The 18,834-nt window shown below is 65.4% G+C and carries 18 protein-coding genes; 11 read left to right on the top strand and 7 right to left on the bottom strand.

The window, feature by feature from the left end; all coding sequences use genetic code 11:
- Positions 1-18: 18 nt before the first annotated feature.
- Positions 19-954 (bottom strand): alpha/beta fold hydrolase, encoded by a 936-nt coding sequence (locus ACVMB0_RS26610; protein WP_456754758.1) that lies wholly within the window; start codon positions 952-954, stop codon positions 19-21.
- Positions 955-1,116: 162 nt separating this feature from the next.
- On the opposite strand from ACVMB0_RS26610, the gene ACVMB0_RS26615 reads away from it, so the two are divergent.
- The 6 genes from ACVMB0_RS26615 to ACVMB0_RS26640 all read left to right on the top strand — a co-directional run bounded on the left by ACVMB0_RS26615 (position 1,117) and on the right by ACVMB0_RS26640 (position 7,770).
- Positions 1,117-2,376: a D-alanyl-D-alanine carboxypeptidase family protein gene (locus ACVMB0_RS26615; RefSeq protein ID WP_456754757.1), complete on the top strand. Its 1,260-nt coding sequence runs from the start codon at positions 1,117-1,119 to the stop codon at positions 2,374-2,376.
- A 1-nt stretch (position 2,377) separates the two neighbouring features.
- Positions 2,378-3,064, top strand: coding sequence for a dTMP kinase (gene tmk, locus ACVMB0_RS26620; RefSeq protein ID WP_461348187.1), 687 nt, complete (start codon positions 2,378-2,380; stop codon positions 3,062-3,064).
- A complete protein-coding gene (locus tag ACVMB0_RS26625; RefSeq protein ID WP_461348188.1) occupies positions 3,061-4,101 on the top strand; it encodes a DNA polymerase III subunit delta' in 1,041 nt (346 codons plus the stop codon). Before tmk ends, ACVMB0_RS26625 begins: the two co-directional genes overlap by 4 nt.
- Positions 4,102-4,187: 86 nt before the next feature.
- Positions 4,188-6,161, top strand: coding sequence for a methionine--tRNA ligase (gene metG, locus ACVMB0_RS26630; protein ID WP_461348189.1), 1,974 nt, complete (start codon positions 4,188-4,190; stop codon positions 6,159-6,161).
- Positions 6,162-6,175: 14 nt separating this feature from the next.
- Entirely contained in the window at positions 6,176-6,967 is a 792-nt protein-coding gene (locus ACVMB0_RS26635) for a TatD family hydrolase (protein ID WP_461349715.1), read from the top strand.
- Positions 6,964-7,770 carry an MBL fold metallo-hydrolase gene (locus tag ACVMB0_RS26640; protein ID WP_461348190.1) on the top strand — a complete coding sequence of 269 codons (807 nt, stop codon included), beginning with the start codon at positions 6,964-6,966 and terminating at the stop codon, positions 7,768-7,770. The genes ACVMB0_RS26635 and ACVMB0_RS26640 overlap by 4 nt, the downstream gene beginning before the upstream one ends.
- A gap of 180 nt (positions 7,771-7,950) precedes the next feature.
- Here ACVMB0_RS26640 and ACVMB0_RS26645 read toward each other — a convergent pair whose 3' ends face one another.
- The 5 genes from ACVMB0_RS26645 to ACVMB0_RS26665 form a co-directional block, all read right to left on the bottom strand.
- Positions 7,951-9,600 carry an acyl-CoA synthetase gene (locus tag ACVMB0_RS26645; RefSeq protein ID WP_461348191.1) on the bottom strand — a complete coding sequence of 550 codons (1,650 nt, stop codon included), beginning with the start codon at positions 9,598-9,600 and terminating at the stop codon, positions 7,951-7,953.
- Positions 9,601-9,624: 24 nt separating this feature from the next.
- Positions 9,625-11,511, bottom strand: coding sequence for a TRAP transporter large permease (locus tag ACVMB0_RS26650; protein ID WP_461348192.1), 1,887 nt, complete (start codon positions 11,509-11,511; stop codon positions 9,625-9,627).
- 37 nt (positions 11,512-11,548) lie between these two features.
- The gene (locus tag ACVMB0_RS26655; protein ID WP_018271684.1) at positions 11,549-12,568 is read right to left on the bottom strand and encodes a TRAP transporter substrate-binding protein; all 1,020 of its coding nucleotides are present in this window, start codon (positions 12,566-12,568) and stop codon (positions 11,549-11,551) included.
- Between the two features lie 406 nt (positions 12,569-12,974).
- On the bottom strand, positions 12,975-13,535 hold the full coding sequence (locus ACVMB0_RS26660; protein WP_461348193.1) for a phosphatase PAP2 family protein: 561 nt from the start codon (positions 13,533-13,535) through the stop codon (positions 12,975-12,977).
- Positions 13,536-13,568: 33 nt separating this feature from the next.
- Positions 13,569-13,829 (bottom strand): hypothetical protein, encoded by a 261-nt coding sequence (locus tag ACVMB0_RS26665; RefSeq protein ID WP_461348194.1) that lies wholly within the window; start codon positions 13,827-13,829, stop codon positions 13,569-13,571.
- 20 nt (positions 13,830-13,849) lie between these two features.
- On the opposite strand from ACVMB0_RS26665, the gene ACVMB0_RS26670 reads away from it, so the two are divergent.
- The 4 genes from ACVMB0_RS26670 to ACVMB0_RS26685 all read left to right on the top strand — a co-directional run bounded on the left by ACVMB0_RS26670 (position 13,850) and on the right by ACVMB0_RS26685 (position 16,944).
- Entirely contained in the window at positions 13,850-15,097 is a 1,248-nt protein-coding gene (locus tag ACVMB0_RS26670; protein ID WP_461348195.1) for a DUF763 domain-containing protein, read from the top strand.
- 184 nt (positions 15,098-15,281) lie between these two features.
- Complete coding sequence (gene nthA / locus ACVMB0_RS26675) at positions 15,282-15,911, top strand: nitrile hydratase subunit alpha (RefSeq protein WP_456754747.1); 630 nt, start codon at positions 15,282-15,284, stop codon at positions 15,909-15,911.
- Positions 15,908-16,567 (top strand): nitrile hydratase subunit beta, encoded by a 660-nt coding sequence (gene nthB, locus ACVMB0_RS26680; protein ID WP_461348196.1) that lies wholly within the window; start codon positions 15,908-15,910, stop codon positions 16,565-16,567. The genes nthA and nthB overlap by 4 nt, the downstream gene beginning before the upstream one ends.
- Positions 16,567-16,944: a nitrile hydratase accessory protein gene (locus tag ACVMB0_RS26685; protein WP_461348197.1), complete on the top strand. Its 378-nt coding sequence runs from the start codon at positions 16,567-16,569 to the stop codon at positions 16,942-16,944. The genes nthB and ACVMB0_RS26685 overlap by 1 nt, the downstream gene beginning before the upstream one ends.
- 112 nt (positions 16,945-17,056) lie before the next feature.
- Here the strand turns inward: ACVMB0_RS26685 and queC are convergent, their stop codons facing one another.
- Positions 17,057-17,776, bottom strand: a complete 720-nt coding sequence (queC, locus tag ACVMB0_RS26690; protein WP_461348198.1) for a 7-cyano-7-deazaguanine synthase QueC — start codon at positions 17,774-17,776, stop codon at positions 17,057-17,059.
- Positions 17,777-17,903: 127 nt separating this feature from the next.
- Here queC and mazG point away from each other — a divergent pair, with 127 nt between their 5' ends.
- The gene (gene mazG, locus ACVMB0_RS26695) at positions 17,904-18,758 is read left to right on the top strand and encodes a nucleoside triphosphate pyrophosphohydrolase (protein ID WP_461348199.1); all 855 of its coding nucleotides are present in this window, start codon (positions 17,904-17,906) and stop codon (positions 18,756-18,758) included.
- Positions 18,759-18,834: the final 76 nt, after the last annotated feature.

The raw sequence follows: 18,834 nt of genomic DNA on the forward strand, positions 1-18,834 counted from the left end.
ATCAGATACTTCCTCTGATCACTTCAGAAACGCGATCAGCGCCGCGTTGACCTCGCCGGGGCGCTCCTGCTGGATCCAGTGGCCGGCGCCCTCGATGATGAGCTTCTGCTTGAGGTTCGGCAGCACGCGCTCCATGTCCGCAACCCGCTTGGCGCCGATCAGCCCGGTGATGACAGAATCGTTCGAGCCGGCGATGAACAACGACGGCTGATGGATCTGCGCGTCCTGCCAAGGCGCGGTCAGCTCCCAGTTGCGGTCGAGATTGCGGTACCAGTTCAGGCCGCCGCGGAATCCGGACTGCCGGTAGCCGTCCGCGAATTCGGCGATGTCGGCCTCGGTGATCCAAGCCGGCAGCGGCATTCCGGTCGGCAGCTTGCCGAGGAAGCCCTTGGCCTCGTCGACGAACATTGAGCTCGGATCGGAGACGCCGCGCCCGAGCACCAGCCGCATGGTGTGGGCGATGTCGCGCTCGAACTCAGCCTCGGCGACGCCCGGTGGCTGGAAGTACTGCCAATAGAAATTCGTGATTCCGCTCTCCCGCAGGGTTTCCAGCGGGCGGCCGCGACCACGGAATGGCGGCGGCACGCTGAGGCCGGCGACCTTGGTGAAGATGTCCGGACGGAATAGGGCCGCGTGCCAGGCGACCGGCGCGCCCCAATCATGGCCGACGACCATCGCCTGCTTCTCGCCGAGCGCAGCGACAAGTGCGACCATGTCGCCGACGGTATCGAAGATCGTGTAGGCGCCGACATCAGCCGGGGCGCTAGTCCGGCCGAAGCCGCGCATGTCGGGCGCGACGACCCGGAAGCCCGCAGCGGCAAGTGCCGCGATTTGGTGCCGCCAGGAATAGGACAGTTCCGGCCAGCCGTGGCAGAGCACGACCAGCGGGCCTTGGCCTGCCTCGCGCACGAACAAGTCGATGCCGTTGGCGGAAATGGTGCGGGAGGATGACATTCGCGTTTCCGCCTTGTTTGCTGGTTCTGCTGTCGCTAGCTGGTTCCAAGGATACGGACGTTCAATGCCGCCGGCAATCCAGCCGGCCGTGCACAAGCGCAGAAACCTCAGTTGTTTGCGATACTTCCAGCTGTTAGAACGCAGTCTTTCAGGACATCGCCGATGCCAGCCCCAACCGCAGTTCCCCGCACGTTACTAGCTCGCGCCGGGCGGCACTGGCGCGGCCTGGTCGCGGCCGCCGTCGCGCTGGCGATCGGTTGCGGCGGGGTGGCCTACGCGGCCAACAACAGCGTCCAGGGCGCCAAGAAGGAAGAGGGCGGGTTCGACGGCGATGCGCCGACCGCGATCCTGGTCGAGGCCTCCTCGGGCAGCGTGCTGTTCGAGAAGAACGCCGACGAGCTGCGCGCGCCCTCCAGCATGATGAAGCTGATGACCGCCGAGGTGGTGTTCGACGCCATCAAGAAGGGCGACATCAAGCTCACGGACGAATACCGGATCAGCGAGAACGCCTGGCGGCGCGGCGGGGCGCCGTCCGGGACCTCGACCATGTTCGCGGCCATCAACAGCAAGGTCTCGGTCGACGACCTCCTGCATGGCGCGATCATCCCGAGCGGCAATGACGCCTGCATCGCGCTCGCCGAAGGCATTGCCGGCAACGAGCATACGTTCGCGACCGACTTCATGACCAAGCGCGCCCGCGAGCTCGGCATGACCAAGTCGACCTTCGGCAATTCCAACGGGCTGCCTGATCCCGCCAACAAGATGACGGTGCGGGAACTCGCGGTGCTGGCGCGGCACATCATCCTGACCTATCCGGACCGGTACAAGCTGTTCGGCGAGAAGGAATTCACCTGGAACAAGATCCGCCAGCAGAACCGCAATCCGCTGCTGAATGCGTTGCCCGGCGCCGACGGCCTGAAGACCGGCTACACCAAGGAAGGCGGCTACGGCATGGTCGGCTCGGCGGTGCAGAACGACACGCGGCTGATCGTGGTGGTCAATGGCCTCGAGGATTCCGAGGACCGCGCGACCGAAGCCAAGAAGATGCTGGAATGGGGGTTTCGCAGCTTCGAGACCCGGGTCCTGATCGCGGCCAATCAGCCGGTCGGCTACGCCCGCGTGTTCGGCGGCGAGAGCCGATCGGTCAAGCTGGTGAGTCCCGATCCGATCAAGGTGATGGTGTCGAAGAACGGCAACGACAAGCTGCTCGCGCGCGTCATCTATAGCGGCCCGGTCAAGGCGCCGATCACGGCCGGCCAGAAGATCGGCGTGGTGCGCGTGTGGCGCGGCGCCAATGTCGCGATGGAGACGCCGGTCTACGCGGCGGATGCGGTCGGCACGGGATCGACGATGCGCCGTGCGCTGGACGGCGCCCAGGAGCTGGTGATCGGCATGTTCCGCGCAGGAGTCGAGAAGCTCTGACATGGCGGACGCAGCACTCCAACGGCCGAGCTTGCGCGGTCGCTTCATCACCTTTGAGGGCGGCGAGGGGTCCGGGAAATCGACCCAGATCCGCAAGCTCGCCGAACGGCTCGACACCGCCAAGCTGCGTGTGATCGTGACCCGCGAGCCCGGCGGCTCGCCGGGCGCGGAGATCATCCGTCACCTCGTGCTGTCGGGAATGGGCAAGCTGCTCGGGCCCGAAGCCGAGACGCTGCTGTTTGCCGCCGCGCGCGACGACCATGTCCGCACCGTGATCCTGCCGGCGCTGAACCAGGGCATCTGGGTGCTGTGCGATCGCTTCTTCGATTCCACCCGCGCCTATCAGGGCCAGCTTGGGCAGGTGCCGCCAGGTCTCGTCAATGCCATGCAGCGCGTCACCATCGGCGATCTCAAGCCCGATCTGACCTTCATCCTCGACGTGCCGGTCGAGGTTGGTTTGCAACGCGCCGCCGCGCGCCGCGGCAACGCCACGGCCGACCGCTTCGAGGCCGAGGGCATCAAGTTCCATCAGGATTTGCGCGACGCCTACCGCCGGATCGCGGCCGAAGACCCGGAGCGCTGCATCCTGATCGACGCCACGCCCGATCCGGATACCGTCACGGCCACGATATGGGCCGCGCTGCGCGAGCATCTGCGCGCAACGCTCACCGCGGACAGTCCCGCATGAGCGCGCGCAAGGTCGAACAGGAGAGCCCGGCTCGGCATCCGCGCGAAACCTCCGATCTGTTCGGGCATCGCGAGGCGGAGAGCACCTTGCTCGATGCCTATCGCAGCGGACGGATTCCGCATGCCTGGCTGATCGGCGGCGCGCAGGGGATCGGCAAGGCGACGCTGGCCTACCGCATGGCGCGGTTCGTGCTGGCGTTTCGCAATCCGCGATCGTCCCAGGTCCAGGCCGCGCCGACGCTGCGGGTCGATCCCACAGATCCGGTGGCGCGGCAGATCACGGCCGGTGCCCATGGCGGGCTGCTGGTGCTGGAGCGCGGCCTCAACGACCGCGGCGTCATGCGCACGGTGATCACGGTCGACGAGACGCGCGAGACGATCTCGTTCTTCGGCTCGACCGCCGCGGTCGACGGCTGGCGCGTCTGCATCGTCGACACCGTCGACGAGCTCAATCCGAACGCTGCGAACGCGCTGCTGAAGATCCTCGAGGAGCCGCCGCAGCGGTCGCTGTTTTTGCTGGTCAGCCACGCGCCGTCGCGGGTGCTGCCGACCATCCTGTCCCGTTGCCGCAAATTGCTGCTGCGGCCGCTGGAGACCGGCGACGTAGTGCGCGCAGCTGCGGCCGCAATCGATATCGACGCTGCGGATCCGGCGCTGCTGGAAGCCGCGGCGGCCTCCGAGGGCAGCGTCGGGCGGGCGCTGTCGCTGCTCGGTGGCGATACGCTGAAGCTGCAGCAGCGCACGGCCGCGCTGCTCGCGACGTTGCCGAGCGTCGATCCGCGCGAGCTGCATGCACTGGGTGATGCGCTCGGCACCAGCGACCGCGTCGCGCTCGCCGCCTTCGTCGACGGCATCGATCGCTGGATGAGCGAGCGCATGCGCAGCGGCGACGTCAATGCCAACCTGCCGCGCCTTGCACGGCTGGCGGAGGTATGGGAAAAGATCGTCCGCGCCGCGCGCGATACCGAAGCCTACAATCTGGAGCGCAAGCCGCTGGTTTTCTCGGTGTTTTCGATGCTCGCGGACGCGACCCGGTAGACGCCAAGTCTGAAAACACCAGTCTAAAAGCAATCTGCCTGACAACACTCCCGACAATCTCGTTTCGATCTGCAAAGGATTCCGTGGTGGCGACCGCTAAGAAGAAATCGTCGAACAAGGCCAAGAAGACGAAGAAGGCATCGCCCGCCCGCGCGACCCGGAAAGCCGCGGCGAAGTCGCGCACGGCCAAGAAGGGCGGGCGCGTCACCAAGGCGGCGAAGACGGCCGCCAAGGCCAAGACGGGAGCCAAAACGACGGGAGCCAAGACGTCGGCAGCGAAGAAGGCTGCCAAGAAGGCCGTGAAGAAGGCTGCGAAGAAGACGGTCAAGAAAGCCGGCGCGAAGGCCACCAAGGCCGCGCCGAAGAAGGCCGCCGCAGCGGCTGTCGTACCGGCTGCAAAGAAGCCCGCTCCGCCGAAGAAAGCGCCGGCTGCCGGGAAGGCGTCGAGACCGGCAGCCGTCCGCGCGCCGAAGCCGCCCAAACCCGCCGCCGCGGCTCCTGTATCCGCGCCCGCCGCAGATCGCGGCAACATCTACTATATCACCACCGCGATCGCCTATCCGAACGGCCAGCCGCATATCGGTCACGCCTATGAGGCGATCGCGACCGACGCGCTGGCGCGCTTCCAGCGGCTCGACGGCAAGGACGTGTTCTTCCTGACCGGCACCGACGAGCATGGTCAGAAGATGATCCAGACCGCGCAGGGCGAGGGGATGACGCCGCACGATCTCGCGACCCGCAATGCGGCGCGGTTCAAGGAGATGGACGAACGGCTCAACGTCTCGTTCGACCGCTTCATCCGAACCTCCGAACCTGCTCACCACAAATCGGTGCAGGAGATCTGGCGCCGCATGCAGGACAATGGCGACATCTATATCGACACCTATGCCGGCTGGTATTCGGTGCGCGACGAGGCCTACTACGCCGAGGATGAGACCACGGTCGGCGAGGACAATGTCCGCCGCGGCCCACAGGGCACGCCGGTCGAGTGGGTCGAGGAGAAGAGCTATTTCTTCAAGCTTTCGGCCTACCAGGACAGGCTGTTGCAGCTCTATGAGAGCCAGCCCGATTTCATCGGCCCGGATTCGCGCCGCAACGAGGTGATGAGCTTCGTGCGCGGCGGACTGAAGGATCTCTCGATCTCGCGCACGACGTTCGACTGGGGCGTCAAGGTCCCCAACGATCCCGAGCATGTGATGTATGTCTGGGTCGATGCGCTGACCAACTACATCACCGGCGTCGGCTATCCCGACGAGAGCGACAAGCGCTGGCGCTACTGGCCGGCCGACGTGCACATCATCGGCAAGGACATCATCCGCTTCCACGCGGTGTACTGGCCGGCCTTCCTGATGTCGGCCGGCATTCCCCTGCAGAAGCGGGTCTATGCGCACGGCTTCCTGTTCAGCAGGGGCGAGAAGATGTCGAAGTCGGTCGGCAACGTGGTCGATCCCTTCAATCTTGCCGACCAGTACGGCGTCGATCAGGTGCGCTACTTCTTCCTGCGCGAGGTGCCGTTCGGCCAGGACGGCAACTACAACCATGAAGCCATCGTCGCGCGCATCAATGCCGACCTCGCCAATGATTTCGGCAATCTGGCGCAGCGCTCGCTGTCGATGATCGCCAAGCAGCTCGGCGGCGTGCTGCCGGAGCCCGGCGAATTCACCGACAACGACAAGGCGATCCTGGCGCAGGCCGATGCCATGCTGGAGACGTCGCGGACCGCGATGGCGACGCAGCAGATCCATCAATGGCTCAATACGGTCTGGGCCGTGGTCGCCGAGGCCAACCGCTATTTTGCCGGCGAGGCGCCGTGGGCGCTGGCCAAGACCGATCCGGCGCGCCAGAAGACGGTGCTCTATGTCACTGCCGAAGTCGTGCGGCAGATCGCGATCATGGCGCAGGCCGTGATGCCGGAGTCCTGCGGCAAGATGCTCGACAGCCTCGGCATTCCGGCGGATGCGCGCAGCTTCGCGGCGATCGCGGAGCGGATCAAGCCGGGCACGGCGCTGCCGGCGCCTGTCGGCGTGTTCCCGCGCTACGTGGAACCGAAGACCGAATGAGCGGTTCGAAATTCATGCTGGTCGACAGTCACTGCCATCTGGATTTTCCTGATTTCGCCGACGATCTCGACGGGATCGTCGGCCGCGCCGAAGCGGCCGGCGTCGGCCGCATGGTTACGATTTCGACCCGCGTGAAGCGGCTCGGCGGCTTGCTCGCGATCACGGAGCGCTTTCCAGACGTCTACTGCTCGGTCGGCACCCATCCGCATCATGCCGATGAAGAGGACGGCATCCCGGCCAGCGAACTGATCGAACTCACCAGGCATCCGAAGGTCGTGGCGCTCGGCGAGGCGGGACTCGATTATTTCTACGAGCACGGCTCGCGCGAGGCGCAGGAACGCGGTTTTCGTGCGCACATCGCGGCTGCGCGTGAAACCGGCCTGCCGCTCGTCATTCACACAAGGGAGGCCGACGAGGATTGCGGCCGCATCCTGGAGGAGGAAGTCGCGAAGGGCCCGTTCAAGGCCATCCTGCACTGCTACACCGGCGGACGCGAGCTCGCGATGAAGGCGATCGCGCTCGGGCTTTCGATCTCGTTCACGGGCATCCTGACCTTCAAGAAGTCGGACACGCTGCGCGCGCTGGCCGCCGAGCTGCCGGCCGACCGCATCATGGTCGAGACCGACGCGCCGTATCTTGCGCCCGGCAAATTCCGCGGCAAGCGTAACGAGCCGTCCTACGTCGTCGAGGTCGCCAAGGTGCTCGCCGAAACCCGCGGCGTCTCCCTGGAGGAGATCTCGCGGCAGACAAGCGAAAACTTCTTCCGGCTGTTCTCCAAGGTGCCGGCGCCGAAGGTTGCTGCATGACGCTGAGATTGACCATCCTGGGCTGCGGCTCATCCGCCGGCGTGCCGCGCCCGGCGCTCGGCTGGGGCGCCTGCGATCCCAACAATCCGAAAAATCGCCGTCGCCGCTGTTCGATCATGGCCGAGCGCACCATGGAGCACGGCACCACGCGGGTGGTGATCGACACCGCGCCAGACCTGCGCGAGCAACTGATCGACGCCAATGTCGAGCATATCGACGCGGTGTTCCTGACCCATGAGCATGCCGACCAGACCCATGGCATCGACGATCTGCGATCGGTCGTGCTGCACCAGCGCCGCCGCATCCCGGTCTACTTCAATCAGTCGACCGCCAAGGACATCATGGCCCGGTTCTCCTATTGCTTCATCTCGCCTGAAGGCAGCGACTATCCGCCGATCCTGACCCGGCATTCGATCGAGGCCGGCGAGAGCCACACGGTCCAAGGGAAGGGCGGTCCGCTGAAGCTCGAAGCCTTCCTGGTGCAGCATGGCCGGATCCCGGCGCTCGGCTACCGGATCGGTGATGCCGCCTATACGCCCGATCTGCACGACATTCCCGAGGAGAGCTGGCCGGCGCTGCAAGGTCTTGAGCTCTGGATCGTCGACGGCCTGCGTTACGCGCAGCATCCCAGCCATTTCAGCGTTGCGGACGCGCTGTCGTGGATCGAGCGCTTCAAGCCGAAGCGCGCCGTCATCACCAACATGCATTCCGACCTCGACTACGAGGTGCTGCGGCAGAGCCTGCCGGCCGGTGTGATCCCGGCCTATGACGGCATGCGGCTGACGCTCGATCGGGCCGGCTGAAAATCCAGTTGATCCAGAGCGAGGCGCCACATACTCGCTGTCGTCCCTGCGAAAGCAGGGACCCATAACCACAGGGCATCGTTGTTGAAGTAAGCTGTCGCTCCAGCTTTGCAATACAATCGGCATTCGTGGTTATGGGTCCCGGGTCAAGCCGGGGACGACAGCGGGTATGTGGCGCTGTTAGGCCGAGATCGCCTTGGCTGATCCGACCTGGTTGCGCAGCAGGAATTTCTGGATCTTGCCGGTGGATGTCTTCGGGATCACGCCGAACACCACGGATTTCGGCGTCTTGAAGCCCGACATGTGCTCGCGGCAATAGGCGATGATCTCGGCCTCGGTCGCCTTGGCGCCGTCCTTCAGCTCGATGAAGGCGCAGGGCACTTCACCCCATTTCGGATCGGGCTTGGCGACGACAGCCGCGAACAGCACGGCCGGGTGCTTGTAGAGGATGTCCTCGACCTCGACGGACGAGACATTCTCGCCGCCGGAGATGATGATGTCCTTGGAGCGGTCCTTGATGATGACGTAGCCGTGCTCGTCGAGCACGCCGAGATCGCCGGTGTGAAACCAGCCGCCGGCGAAGGCCTCCCGCGTCGCCTTCTCGTTCTTCAGATAGCCCTTCATCACGATGTTGCCGCGGAACATGACCTCGCCGATGGTCTCGCCGTCGCGCGGCACCTCGCGCATGGTCTCGGGATCGAGCACCGTGACGCCTTCCTGCAATGGATAGGACACGCCCTGACGTCGCTTCAGCTGCGCGCGCTCATCCGCCGATAGCTCGTCCCAGCCGGGCTGCTCGGCACAGACGGAGGCGGGGCCGTAGACTTCGGTCAGTCCATAGACATGGGTCAGCTTGATGCCGATGCTTTCAGCCCCTTCGAGCACCGCAACCGGCGGCGCCGCACCCGCGATCAGGCCGACGACGGGCTTTGCCTTGCCGCTCTTTGGCGCATCGGGCGCATTGATCAGCGTGTTATAGACGATCGGCGCGCCGCACATATGGGTGACGCCGTGCTTCGGGATCAATTCGAAGATCTTGGCCGGATCGACCTTGCGCAGGCAGACATTGACGCCGGCGGTCGCCGCAATGGTCCAGGGAAAGCACCAGCCGTTGCAGTGAAACATCGGCAGCGTCCAGAGATAGACCGGGTGCTGGCCGAGATTGCCGGCCAGGATGTTGCTGACGGCGTTGAGATAGGCGCCGCGGTGATGGGTCACCACGCCCTTGGGATTGCCCGTCGTGCCCGACGTATAGCTCAGCGCAATCGCGTTCCATTCGTCGGCCGGCGACCGCTCCACGAAGGCCGGATCGCCTGCCGCGACCGCCGCCTCATATTCGATTTCGCCGATCCGCTTGCCGCCGGCGAACGCCGCATCGTCGACGTCGATCACGAACGGCTTTGCGCCCTTCATCAGCGTCAAGGCCTCAGCGATCACGCCGGAGAATTCGGGATCGACGAGGATGATCTTGGCGCCGCCGTGATCGAGCTGGAACGCGATCGACGCCGCGTCGAGCCGGATGTTGAGTGCATTCAGCACCGCGCCGGTCATCGGCACCGCAAAGTGCAGCTCGTTCATCGCCGGGATGTTCGGCAGCATCGCAGCGACGGTGTCGCCATGGCCGATGCCGTGGCCCGCGAGATAGGACGCGAACCGTTTGCAGCGCTCGTAGGTCGCTTTCCAGGTGAAGCTGCGGCCTTCATAGACTGCGCTGAGATGGTCGGGATAAACAGCGGCCGAGCGCGCCAGGAAGCTCAGCGGCGTCAGCGGCACGTAATTGGCCGGCGTCTTGTCCAACCCGATCGAGTACTGGTTTTGAGCTGCACTCATGGCTCTATCCATCCGCAAGGTGCTTTACAGGAAACCGATCGATATCCAGGGGAAGATGGCAACGATGATCAGGCCGATCAACAGCGCCAGCATGTAGCCCCAGATCGGCCGGATACCCTCGGCCGGATCGACGCGCCCGATGGCGCAGGCGGCATAATAGCCGACGCCGAACGGCGGCGCGAACAGTCCGATGCCCATCGCCAGGATGATGATCATGGCGTAGTGCACCTCGTGGACGCCGACCTGGCGCGCGATCGGAAACAGCAGCGGTCCGAACAGCACGATCGCCGGGATGCCCTCGAGCACGCTGCCGAGGATCACGAAAGCGAGAATCGAGACCGCGATGAAGGTCGCCGAGCCGCCGGGCAGCCCGGCCATCGACGCCGCCAGCGCCCGCGAGAAGCCGGACTGGGTCAGACCCCAGGCCATGCCGGTCGCGGTACCGATGATGAACAGGATCGCGCCCGACAGACACGCGGTGTCGATCAGCATCGGCAGCAGCCGCCGCCAGTTGAATTTGCGGTAGATCAACAGGCCGATGACGAAGGCGTAGACGATGCCGATGGTCGAGACTTCGGTGGCGGTCGCGATGCCTTCGACCACGGCGTAGCGGATCACAAAGGGCAGCGCCAATGCGGGCAGGGCGAACACCAGCGCCTTGCCGATCTCGCTGCCGGAGGCGCGCTGCACGTGACTGAGATCCTCGCCGCGGTAGCGCCACCACACCAGCCCCGACAGCGTGATCGCCAGCACCACGCCCGGCAACAGGCCGCCGGTGAACAGCGCCGAGATCGAGACGCCGGTGACCGAGCCGATCGTGATCAGCACGAGGCTCGGCGGAATGGTTTCGGTCTGCGCGCCGGTCGCGGCGAGCAGGGCGACCAGATCGCCCGGCTTGGCGCCGCGCTGCTTCATTTCGGGGAACAGCACCGGCGCGACGGCGGCCATGTCGGCGGCCTTCGATCCGGAGATGCCGGAGACCAGATACATGGCGCCGACCAGCACGTAATGCAGGCCGCCGCGGACATGTCCGAGCAGGCTCGCCAGGAACGCGACCATCGCGCGCGCCATGCCGGTCATCTCGATCAAGAGGCCGAGGAAGACGAACAGCGGCACCGACAGCAGGATCAGGTGGCTCATGCCCTCGTCCATCCGGCCGACCAGCACCATCAGCGGCGTCCGTGTCGTCAGCGCCAGATAGCCGAAGATCGCCATGCCGAAGGCAAAGCCGATCGGCACGCCGGCGAACACGCAGAAGCCGACCACACCGACGAAGAAGATGATCAAATTGAGATTGCCGAGCGGCCGCAGCATCGGCTGCGCCAGCCAGAACAGGCCGATCAGGACGACCACGGTCAGCGCCGCCAGCAGGAAGGTTTTGAAACTACCGACCCGCGCCAGCCGCAGCAGCGCGAACAGCCCCATCAGGCAGGTGCCGACCGGCAGCGCCGCCGCGCGCCAGGTGTTGGAGATCTGCAGCGCCGGCGTGGTGATGAAGCTTTCCTCGTAGGCGTATTCATAGGCCGGCCGCACGATCAGGATCAGGAACGCCAGCGCGGCGCAGGTCGCGACCACGTCGAGATAGGCCCACAGCCGCGGTCCGGCGCCCGCGACCAGCGCGGTCATTCGCATGTGCTCGCCGCGGCGGAACGCGACCGCCGAGCCCAGCATCGCGAGCCACAGGAACAGGATCGAGGCGAGCTCGTCGGACCAGATCAGCGGCGCATGCAGCACGTAGCGCGACACCACGCCGGCGAACAGAATCACGACCTCAGCGACGACCAGGATCGCCGCCGGGATTTCCACCAGCCATCCAAGCGACGCCTCGATGGAACCGAGTACGGAGCGGCGGCGAGGGGGCTGCGACGCCGCCTCGCCGGCCACGGCCGGCGTCATCTCGACATGAGCCATAGCAAATCTCCCGCTGGCAAGCCTCCCGCTTGATCGATCAGGACAGCTTGCCGACGGACTTCTCGAGCAGATCCCAGGCCTTCTCGCCGTACTTGCCCTTCCACTCGGCGTAGAAGCCGGCGGCGCGCAGCTTGTCCCGGAACGGCCCGACCTCGGGCTGGTTGAACACGAGGCCCTTGCCCGTGAGCTCCTGCTTCACGGTGGCGTTGAGCTTCTCGGTGTCCTCGCGCTCCTTGACGGCGGCGGCGTTGACGTTCTTGGCGACGATGGTCTTGATATCGTCCGGCAGTGCCGCCCAGGCTCTACGGTTCATCAGGAACCAGAAGCCGTCCCACATATGGTTGGTCATCGAGCAGTACTTCTGCACCTCGTACAGCTTCGCGGCCGAGATCAGCGCCAGCGGGTTCTCCTGGCCTTCGACGATCTTGGTCTGCAGCGCCGAATAGACCTCGCTGAAATTGATCGAGGCGGGCGAGGCATCGAACGCCTTGAACATCGAGGTCCACAACGGCGACACCGGCACGCGGATCTTGAAGCCCTTGAGATCGTCAGGACCCGTGATCGGCTTGGTCGACGACGTGGTCTGGCGGAAGCCGTTGTCCCAGATCTTCTCCATGACCTCGAGGCCGGCCTTGTTGATCTCGCCGCGCACATAGGCGCCGAGCTCGCCGTCCATGGCCTTCCAGACCGTGGGATAGTCAGGGAATGCGAAACCGATGCCGTTGATCGAGGCGGCCGGCACCAGGGTCGCCAGGATCAGCCCGGACAGCGTGAAGAACTCGACGCCGCCGGAGCGCACCTGGCTCAACATGTCGGTATCGGAACCGAGCTGGCTGTTCGGGAACACCTGGAGGTCAAACCGGCCATTGGTCTCGGTCTTGATCGCCGCGGCCATCTCCCGGGCACGCGCCACGAACGGATGCGACTCCGGCAGGTTGTTGGCGAACTTATAGGAGAACTCGGCCGACTGGGCGCGCGCGACATACGGCGCGCCAATTCCGCCCAGGACGGCGGAAGCGGCGGAGACCTTCAGCAGCGTGCGTCGTGAAAAGCTCATTGGGTTTGCTCCCTCGAGAGGCTTGTTGTTGTTCTGAGATGCCATCCTATACGGACCTGATGCTGTGGGGTCACCAGCGATCTCTGCACAGCTGGGGCTTATTGCAGCGTCCGTACGCCGCGGCAATATCGGCTTTCTGACGAGACGCGCCGGCGTCGACCGCTGCGCTGTCTGGGCGGGCCGAACCAATGACCGGGTCAAGCCGGGGACGGCAGCCAGGCTGCGGTCCCGTGCGAAGATTTCCCACTAAATATTTGATCCAATTATAGTATAAATATTCCATAATATACCTTATGCGAATTCCGGATATGGACGTGGCCACGACTGCCGGCGGCTATTCCATTGCTTCCCTATGGCTTGGCCTGATGGATGTTGTGACCCAGACCTGAGCTAACGACGCATCGCCTCAGACCTGATCGAGCCGCCCGTACCCTGTGACGCGCCGGATCAGCCGCTCGAGCACCACCCCGATCGCCGATCCCACGACGACGTCACTCGTCCAGTGCGCGAGCAACAGAACGCGGGTTGATATCAGGCAAGCGCCGAGCGCTCGGACCATTCCGCGCTCGCCCCGGGGAAGCTGGCTCGTTGCCGAACTGATGGCGCCGACCTGAATTGCATGGCCGGACGGAAACGAGTCCTCAGTTTTGCCAGAGATTGGGACGCCGTGCAGATGACCACGGAGGGTGAGCCGGTCCGGCCGCTTCTGATTGAATACCGATTTGAGCAAGTGCGGAACCAGCGATGCGGCTAACGCCGTGACCAGAAGATGATCGCTCGCCAGACGCTGCGGCTTTGGCTTGCTCCGACACCATAGCCACCATCCAAGTGCCAGGGCGCAGACGACGTGCTCGTCCGCCGCCCATGTCAGCATCGAGGCGGCGCGTTCCGTTGGCGGGTTCGTGTTGCGCGAGATAAAGCCCGCAATGGCAATATCCGGCTGGGTCGGTCGGACCGTGATCGGCATGGATGCCCTTGCTTGAGGCGATGACGGCATCTTTCAAACGTTTTGCATTCGCCCCTGTTCCAATTGCGCGGACGCGCCGGCGCTCGATCCGGGCCTGGTCTCGGCGACCCAGAGCGCATCAACGCTGAGGCGGCCTGAGGAGGCAGCCGGATGATCCGGCCGGGTCTCCGCAGGGTCGACAGCGGGGCGTTTGGCGATCACAATCCCCTCGCGATCCTCGACGGATTGCCAGGAGTCGTCGAGGATCGTCGGCCTTGACTCACGGATGTCGTGTCGGGGCTCGATCGAAGGCATGACCCGAGGTTTGCAGATCGATGGCCCGACGTACCGGCAGCGCTGATCTGCCCCTCCATGGTGGACGCGTGCCGCCGTGGCTGGCGCAGCGCATGGCGACGCTGGGCGCGATCATCACCCAGGCCGTGGTCCATCATTACGGCCGTGACGCGTTTCTGCAGCGGCTCTCGCATCCGTTCTGGTTCCAGTCGTTCGGCGCCGTCATGGGCATGGACTGGCATTCGTCTGGAATCACCACGAGCGTCATCGGCGCGCTCAAGCGCGGGCTGGCGCCGATGCAGGACGAGCTCGGCATCTACGTCTGCGGCGGCCGTGGCAAGCATTCGCGGCGCACGCCGGACGAGCTGACGTCGCTGGGCGAGCGGACCGGTTTCGATGGCGTTGCCCTCACCCGCGCCAGCCGTCTGGTCGCCAAGGTCGACAGTGCCGCGGTCCAGGACGGGTTCGAGCTCTATCTGCATGGCTTCTTCGTCACGGCGGATGGCAAATGGACCGTGGTCCAGCAAGGCATGAGCGACAGCAAGCGTCAGGCGCGGCGCTATCATTGGCATTCGGAGGGCCTGCGCAGCTTTGTCGACGAGCCGCACAGCGCGATCGACGGCCCGTCGCAGGGTGAGATCGTCAATCTGACCGACCACCGCGCCGAGGCCTCGCGCGAGGCCCAGCTCGATTTGCTCGCCGGGCTCGGTCCCGACGGCATCGCGCGGGAATATGCAGAGCTGACCGAGAAGGTGGAAGCGCAGGGCGATCTGTTGCACCTGATCATGCCCGCTCACCACGATGTGCGCTCCAGCGACGTCTTCATCCGTCGCCTGCACGGCACCCTCGCCGCCGCCGCGGAGCGCGGACCGCTGGACTTCCCCGAACTGCTGCTGACGCCTGGTGTCGGCGCCCGCACCGTGGAGTCGCTCGCGATGGTCGCCGAGGTGGTCCACGGGACACCGTATCGTTTCCGCGATCCGGCGCGGTTCTCGCTCGCACATGGCGGCAAGGACCGTCATCCGTTTCCGGTGCCGATCAAGGTCTATGACGAGACCATCGGCGTGCTGAAATCGGCGGTGCAGCAGGCGAAGCTCGGCCGTGACGAGGAGTTGCAAGCGTTGAAGCGGCTGGATGATCAGGCCCGCAGGCTGGAACGCACGGCGACCGGTCCGTCCTTCGATGCCTTCGTGGCCAATGAGCGCGCGCGTTCGCCTGGCCTCGACGGACGCTCGGTGTTCGGCTGGGAGGCCGACCTCGCCGGTCGCGGCGGCATCACCAAACGCTAGAGCCGCGCTTGTCGACCGTGACACCCGTCTGCGTCGCCGCGGTCGAACCGCACCACGGCGATGCGCCCCTCCGGCCCGAGGCCCTTCTCGATCGTCACATCGTCAACCACGCATACCTCCCAGCTCGCATTGTTGTGTACGGCTTGCCTCGACATAGCACGGCGGTTTCGCCTATTCTGTGGGCATGAGCGAACATGATCATCACCACCACGATCACGACCATTCTGAATTGTCGGAGACCGAACTGCGCGTCCGTGCGCTGGAATCGATCCTGACCGAAAAGGGCTATGTCGAGTCTGCCGCGCTCGATGCCATCGTGCAGGCCTATGAGACCAAGATCGGCCCGCATAACGGCGCCCGGGTCGTCGCCAAGGCCTGGAGCGATCCCGCCTTCAAGAAGGCGCTGCTCGAGGACGCCTCCAAGGCGGTCGGCACCCTCGGCCATGTCAGCCGGGTCGGCGACCACCTGGTCGCGATCGAGAACACGCCTGGCCGCCACAACATGGTCGTCTGCACACTCTGCTCCTGTTACCCCTGGGAAATGCTCGGCCTGCCGCCGGTCTGGTACAAGGCCTCGCCCTACCGCTCGCGCGCGGTCAAGGATCCGCGCGGCGTGCTTGCCGATTTCGGCGTCAGTCTGCCCAAGGATACCGAAATTCGCGTGTGGGATTCGACCGCGGAGACGCGCTTCCTGGTGCTGCCGATGCGGCCCGCAGGCACCGAGGGCTGGAGCGAAGAACAACTCGCCGAACTCGTGACGCGCGACTCGATGATCGGCACCGGATTCCCGAAAACGCCGGGAGCCCCGTCGTGAACGGCGTCCACGACATGGGCGGCATGGACGGGTTTGGCAAGGTCGAGCCCGAGCCGAACGAGCCGATGTTCCATGAGGAATGGGAATCGCGCGTGCTCGCGATGGTCCGCGCGATGGGCGCGGCCGGCGCCTTCAACATCGACACCTCCCGCTTCTATCGCGAGACCCTGCCCCCGCAGGTCTATCTGTCGAGCTCCTATTACAAGAAATGGTTCCTTGGGCTGGAAGCCCTGCTGCTCGACAAGGGCTACATCTCCAGGGACGACGTAGCATCCGGACATTCCGTTGCGCCGGCGAAAACGCTCAAGCACGGCACGTTCTCGATGGCCGACGTCGAGCGCATCATGATGCGCGGCAAGTTCGGCCGCGCGGCGCCGGCCTCGGCGAAGTTCAAGGCCGGCGATCGGGTGCGGGCGAAGAACATCCACCCTGCCACGCACACGCGGCTGCCGCGCTATGTGCGCGGTCATGTCGGCATCGTCGAGCGCGATCATGGCTGCCACGTATTTCCCGATACGGCGGCCAACGACGCCGGCGAGCACCCGCAGTGGCTCTACACCGTCGTGTTCGATGGACGTGAGCTGTGGGGACCGGACTCCGATCCGACCATCAAGGTCTCGATCGACGCGTTCGAGCCGTATCTGGAGGCGGTGTGATGGATGCCGGCGCCGCCGCGCGCGCGACCAGCGCCGTCTCCAGCATCCCCCGCGATCAGGACGGCCCGGTGTTCCGCGCGCCCTGGGAAGCGCAGGCCTTCGCGATGGCGCTGACGCTGCATGATCGCGGCGTGTTCACCTGGCCCGAATGGGCAGCGGCGCTCGCCGACCAGATCAAGCGCGCGCAGGCCGCCGGCGATCCCGACACCGGCGAGACCTATTACCAGCATTGGCTGGCAACCCTCGAGCATCTCGTCGCCGCCAAAGGCGTCACGACGTCGGAGACCCTGCATCGCTATCGCGATGCCTGGGACCACGCCGCCGACCGCACCCCGCACGGCCAACCGATCGTCCTGACGGCCGCGGATTTCGAGTAGCGGCGTTTTCCTCTCTCTTCCGTCATTCCGGGGCGCGCCTCTCGGCGCGAGCTCTCAGGTGCACCATTGCGCACCGGGAATGACGGATAAGTAGGACAGCTGCCGGGGCAACTCAGTGATTGCCCTGCGCGACGTACTCCCGCCAGCCCTTGGCCCTCAGGCTGCACGCCGGGCATTCGCCGCAGCCGTAGCCCCAATCGTGCTGCGCACCGCGCTCGCCGAGATAGCAGGTGTGGGAGTGCTCACGGATCAGGTCGACCAGCCCTGCCCCACCGAGTTCGTGGGCGAGCCGCCAGGTCGCGGCCTTGTCGAGCCACATCAGCGGCGTGTGCAGTTCGAAGTCCTTGGCCATGCCGAGGTTGAGCGCCGACTGCAACGCCTTGATGGTCTCGTCGCGGCAATCCGGATAGCCGGAGTAGTCGGTCTCGCACATGCCGCCGATGATGTGGCGGATGCCGCGCCGGTAGGCGAGCGCCGCAGCGAAGGTGAGGAACACCAGGTTGCGGCCCGGCACGAAGGTGTTGGGCAACCCATCCGCGCCCATTTCGATGGCGACGTCGCGGGTCAGCGCGGTGTCCGAGATCTCGGACAGCGTCGGGATCGCGAGGGTATGGCTGTCGCCGAGCTTCGCCGCCCAGTCGGGCCGCACGTGCTTGATCCCGGCCAGCAGCCGGTCGCGGCAATCGAGCTCGACGGCATGGCGCTGGCCGTAGGAGAAACCGAGCATCTCGACGTGCGCAAAGCGCGACAACGCCCAGGCCAGACAGGTGGTGGAATCCTGGCCGCCGGAAAACAGCACCAGCGCCGTGTCGGAAGTGTTCTGATCGGTCATGGAACGGGCTTTAGCATCCCTTGGCCTGACGGCCAATCGGTGGACAGCGCCGCGATTCCGGCGCGTTTTGCTGGGATCGACAGGGTCGATTTGGCATAAGGCGTCTACCCTCACAGCCCGGTGGCCCATGACCCCTTCCCGCGACATTTCCCGCCTGATCGAGATCATGGCTGCGCTGCGCACGCCGGTGACCGGCTGCCCGTGGGACCTCGAGCAGGATTTCCAGACGATTGCGCCCTACGCGATCGAGGAGGCGTATGAAGTCGCGGATGCGATCACGCGCGGCGATCTCGACGATCTGCGCGAGGAGCTCGGCGACCTGCTGCTGCAGGTGGTCTATCACGCAAGGATGGCCGAAGAGCAGAACGCGTTTGCGTTCGGCGACGTGGTCGAGGCGATCACGAAGAAGATGATCCGCCGACATCCGCATGTGTTTGCCGACAAGGACGGCAATATCCAGCCCGCCGGCGTCAAGAGCGCCTGGGAGCGCATCAAGGCCGAGGAGAAGGCCGAGCGCGCGGCGCGGCGGCCGCCGGAGGACACCGCACACACATCCTTGCTCGCCAGCGTCAAGGCGGGCCTCCCTGCCCTGACGCGGGCGATGGAATTGCAGCGCAAGGCCTCCACCGTCGGCTTCGACTGGAACGATCCGCGCGCGGTGCTTGCCAAGATCCGCGAGGAAGCCGACGAGATCGAGGCCGCGCTGGAGCGCAACGACAAGGCCGAGATCGCGGAAGAGACCGGCGACCTGATGTTCGCGCTGGTCAACCTCGCCCGCCACGTCGATGCCGATCCCGAAACCGCGCTGCGCGCGACCAACGCCAAGTTCGAGCGGCGGTTCGCCTATATCGAGAAGGCGCTGGCGGCGAAGGGCCGCTCGCTCGAAGACGCGACGCTCGAGGAGATGGACGCGTTGTGGAATGAGGCGAAGACCGCAACTACCACCGTCGTCCCTGCGAAAGCAGGGACCCATACCGCGTGATCTATCGATAGGCCGCCGGCGACAGTTCCGCGCGAGTCATCGACGGACGACGTTGTCGCGTGAAACTACGACCGCG

Source organism: Bradyrhizobium sp. USDA 4451 (assembly GCF_054822585.1).

What these genes read in the sequence shown, in the direction of transcription:
- ACVMB0_RS26610 (WP_456754758.1), bottom strand. Translation starts at nt 954, where the DNA reads ATGTCATCCTCCCGCACCATTTCCGCCAACGGCATCGACTTGTTCGTG.
- ACVMB0_RS26615 (WP_456754757.1), top strand. Translation starts at nt 1,117, where the DNA reads ATGCCAGCCCCAACCGCAGTTCCCCGCACGTTACTAGCTCGCGCCGGG.
- tmk (WP_461348187.1), top strand. Translation starts at nt 2,378, where the DNA reads ATGGCGGACGCAGCACTCCAACGGCCGAGCTTGCGCGGTCGCTTCATC.
- ACVMB0_RS26625 (WP_461348188.1), top strand. Translation starts at nt 3,061, where the DNA reads ATGAGCGCGCGCAAGGTCGAACAGGAGAGCCCGGCTCGGCATCCGCGC.
- ACVMB0_RS26635 (WP_461349715.1), top strand. Translation starts at nt 6,176, where the DNA reads ATGCTGGTCGACAGTCACTGCCATCTGGATTTTCCTGATTTCGCCGAC.
- ACVMB0_RS26640 (WP_461348190.1), top strand. Translation starts at nt 6,964, where the DNA reads ATGACGCTGAGATTGACCATCCTGGGCTGCGGCTCATCCGCCGGCGTG.
- ACVMB0_RS26645 (WP_461348191.1), bottom strand. Translation starts at nt 9,600, where the DNA reads ATGAGTGCAGCTCAAAACCAGTACTCGATCGGGTTGGACAAGACGCCG.
- ACVMB0_RS26650 (WP_461348192.1), bottom strand. Translation starts at nt 11,511, where the DNA reads ATGGCTCATGTCGAGATGACGCCGGCCGTGGCCGGCGAGGCGGCGTCG.
- ACVMB0_RS26655 (WP_018271684.1), bottom strand. Translation starts at nt 12,568, where the DNA reads ATGAGCTTTTCACGACGCACGCTGCTGAAGGTCTCCGCCGCTTCCGCC.
- ACVMB0_RS26660 (WP_461348193.1), bottom strand. Translation starts at nt 13,535, where the DNA reads ATGCCGATCACGGTCCGACCGACCCAGCCGGATATTGCCATTGCGGGC.
- ACVMB0_RS26665 (WP_461348194.1), bottom strand. Translation starts at nt 13,829, where the DNA reads ATGCCTTCGATCGAGCCCCGACACGACATCCGTGAGTCAAGGCCGACG.
- ACVMB0_RS26670 (WP_461348195.1), top strand. Translation starts at nt 13,850, where the DNA reads ATGGCCCGACGTACCGGCAGCGCTGATCTGCCCCTCCATGGTGGACGC.
- nthA (WP_456754747.1), top strand. Translation starts at nt 15,282, where the DNA reads ATGAGCGAACATGATCATCACCACCACGATCACGACCATTCTGAATTG.
- ACVMB0_RS26685 (WP_461348197.1), top strand. Translation starts at nt 16,567, where the DNA reads ATGGATGCCGGCGCCGCCGCGCGCGCGACCAGCGCCGTCTCCAGCATC.
- queC (WP_461348198.1), bottom strand. Translation starts at nt 17,776, where the DNA reads ATGACCGATCAGAACACTTCCGACACGGCGCTGGTGCTGTTTTCCGGC.
- mazG (WP_461348199.1), top strand. Translation starts at nt 17,904, where the DNA reads ATGACCCCTTCCCGCGACATTTCCCGCCTGATCGAGATCATGGCTGCG.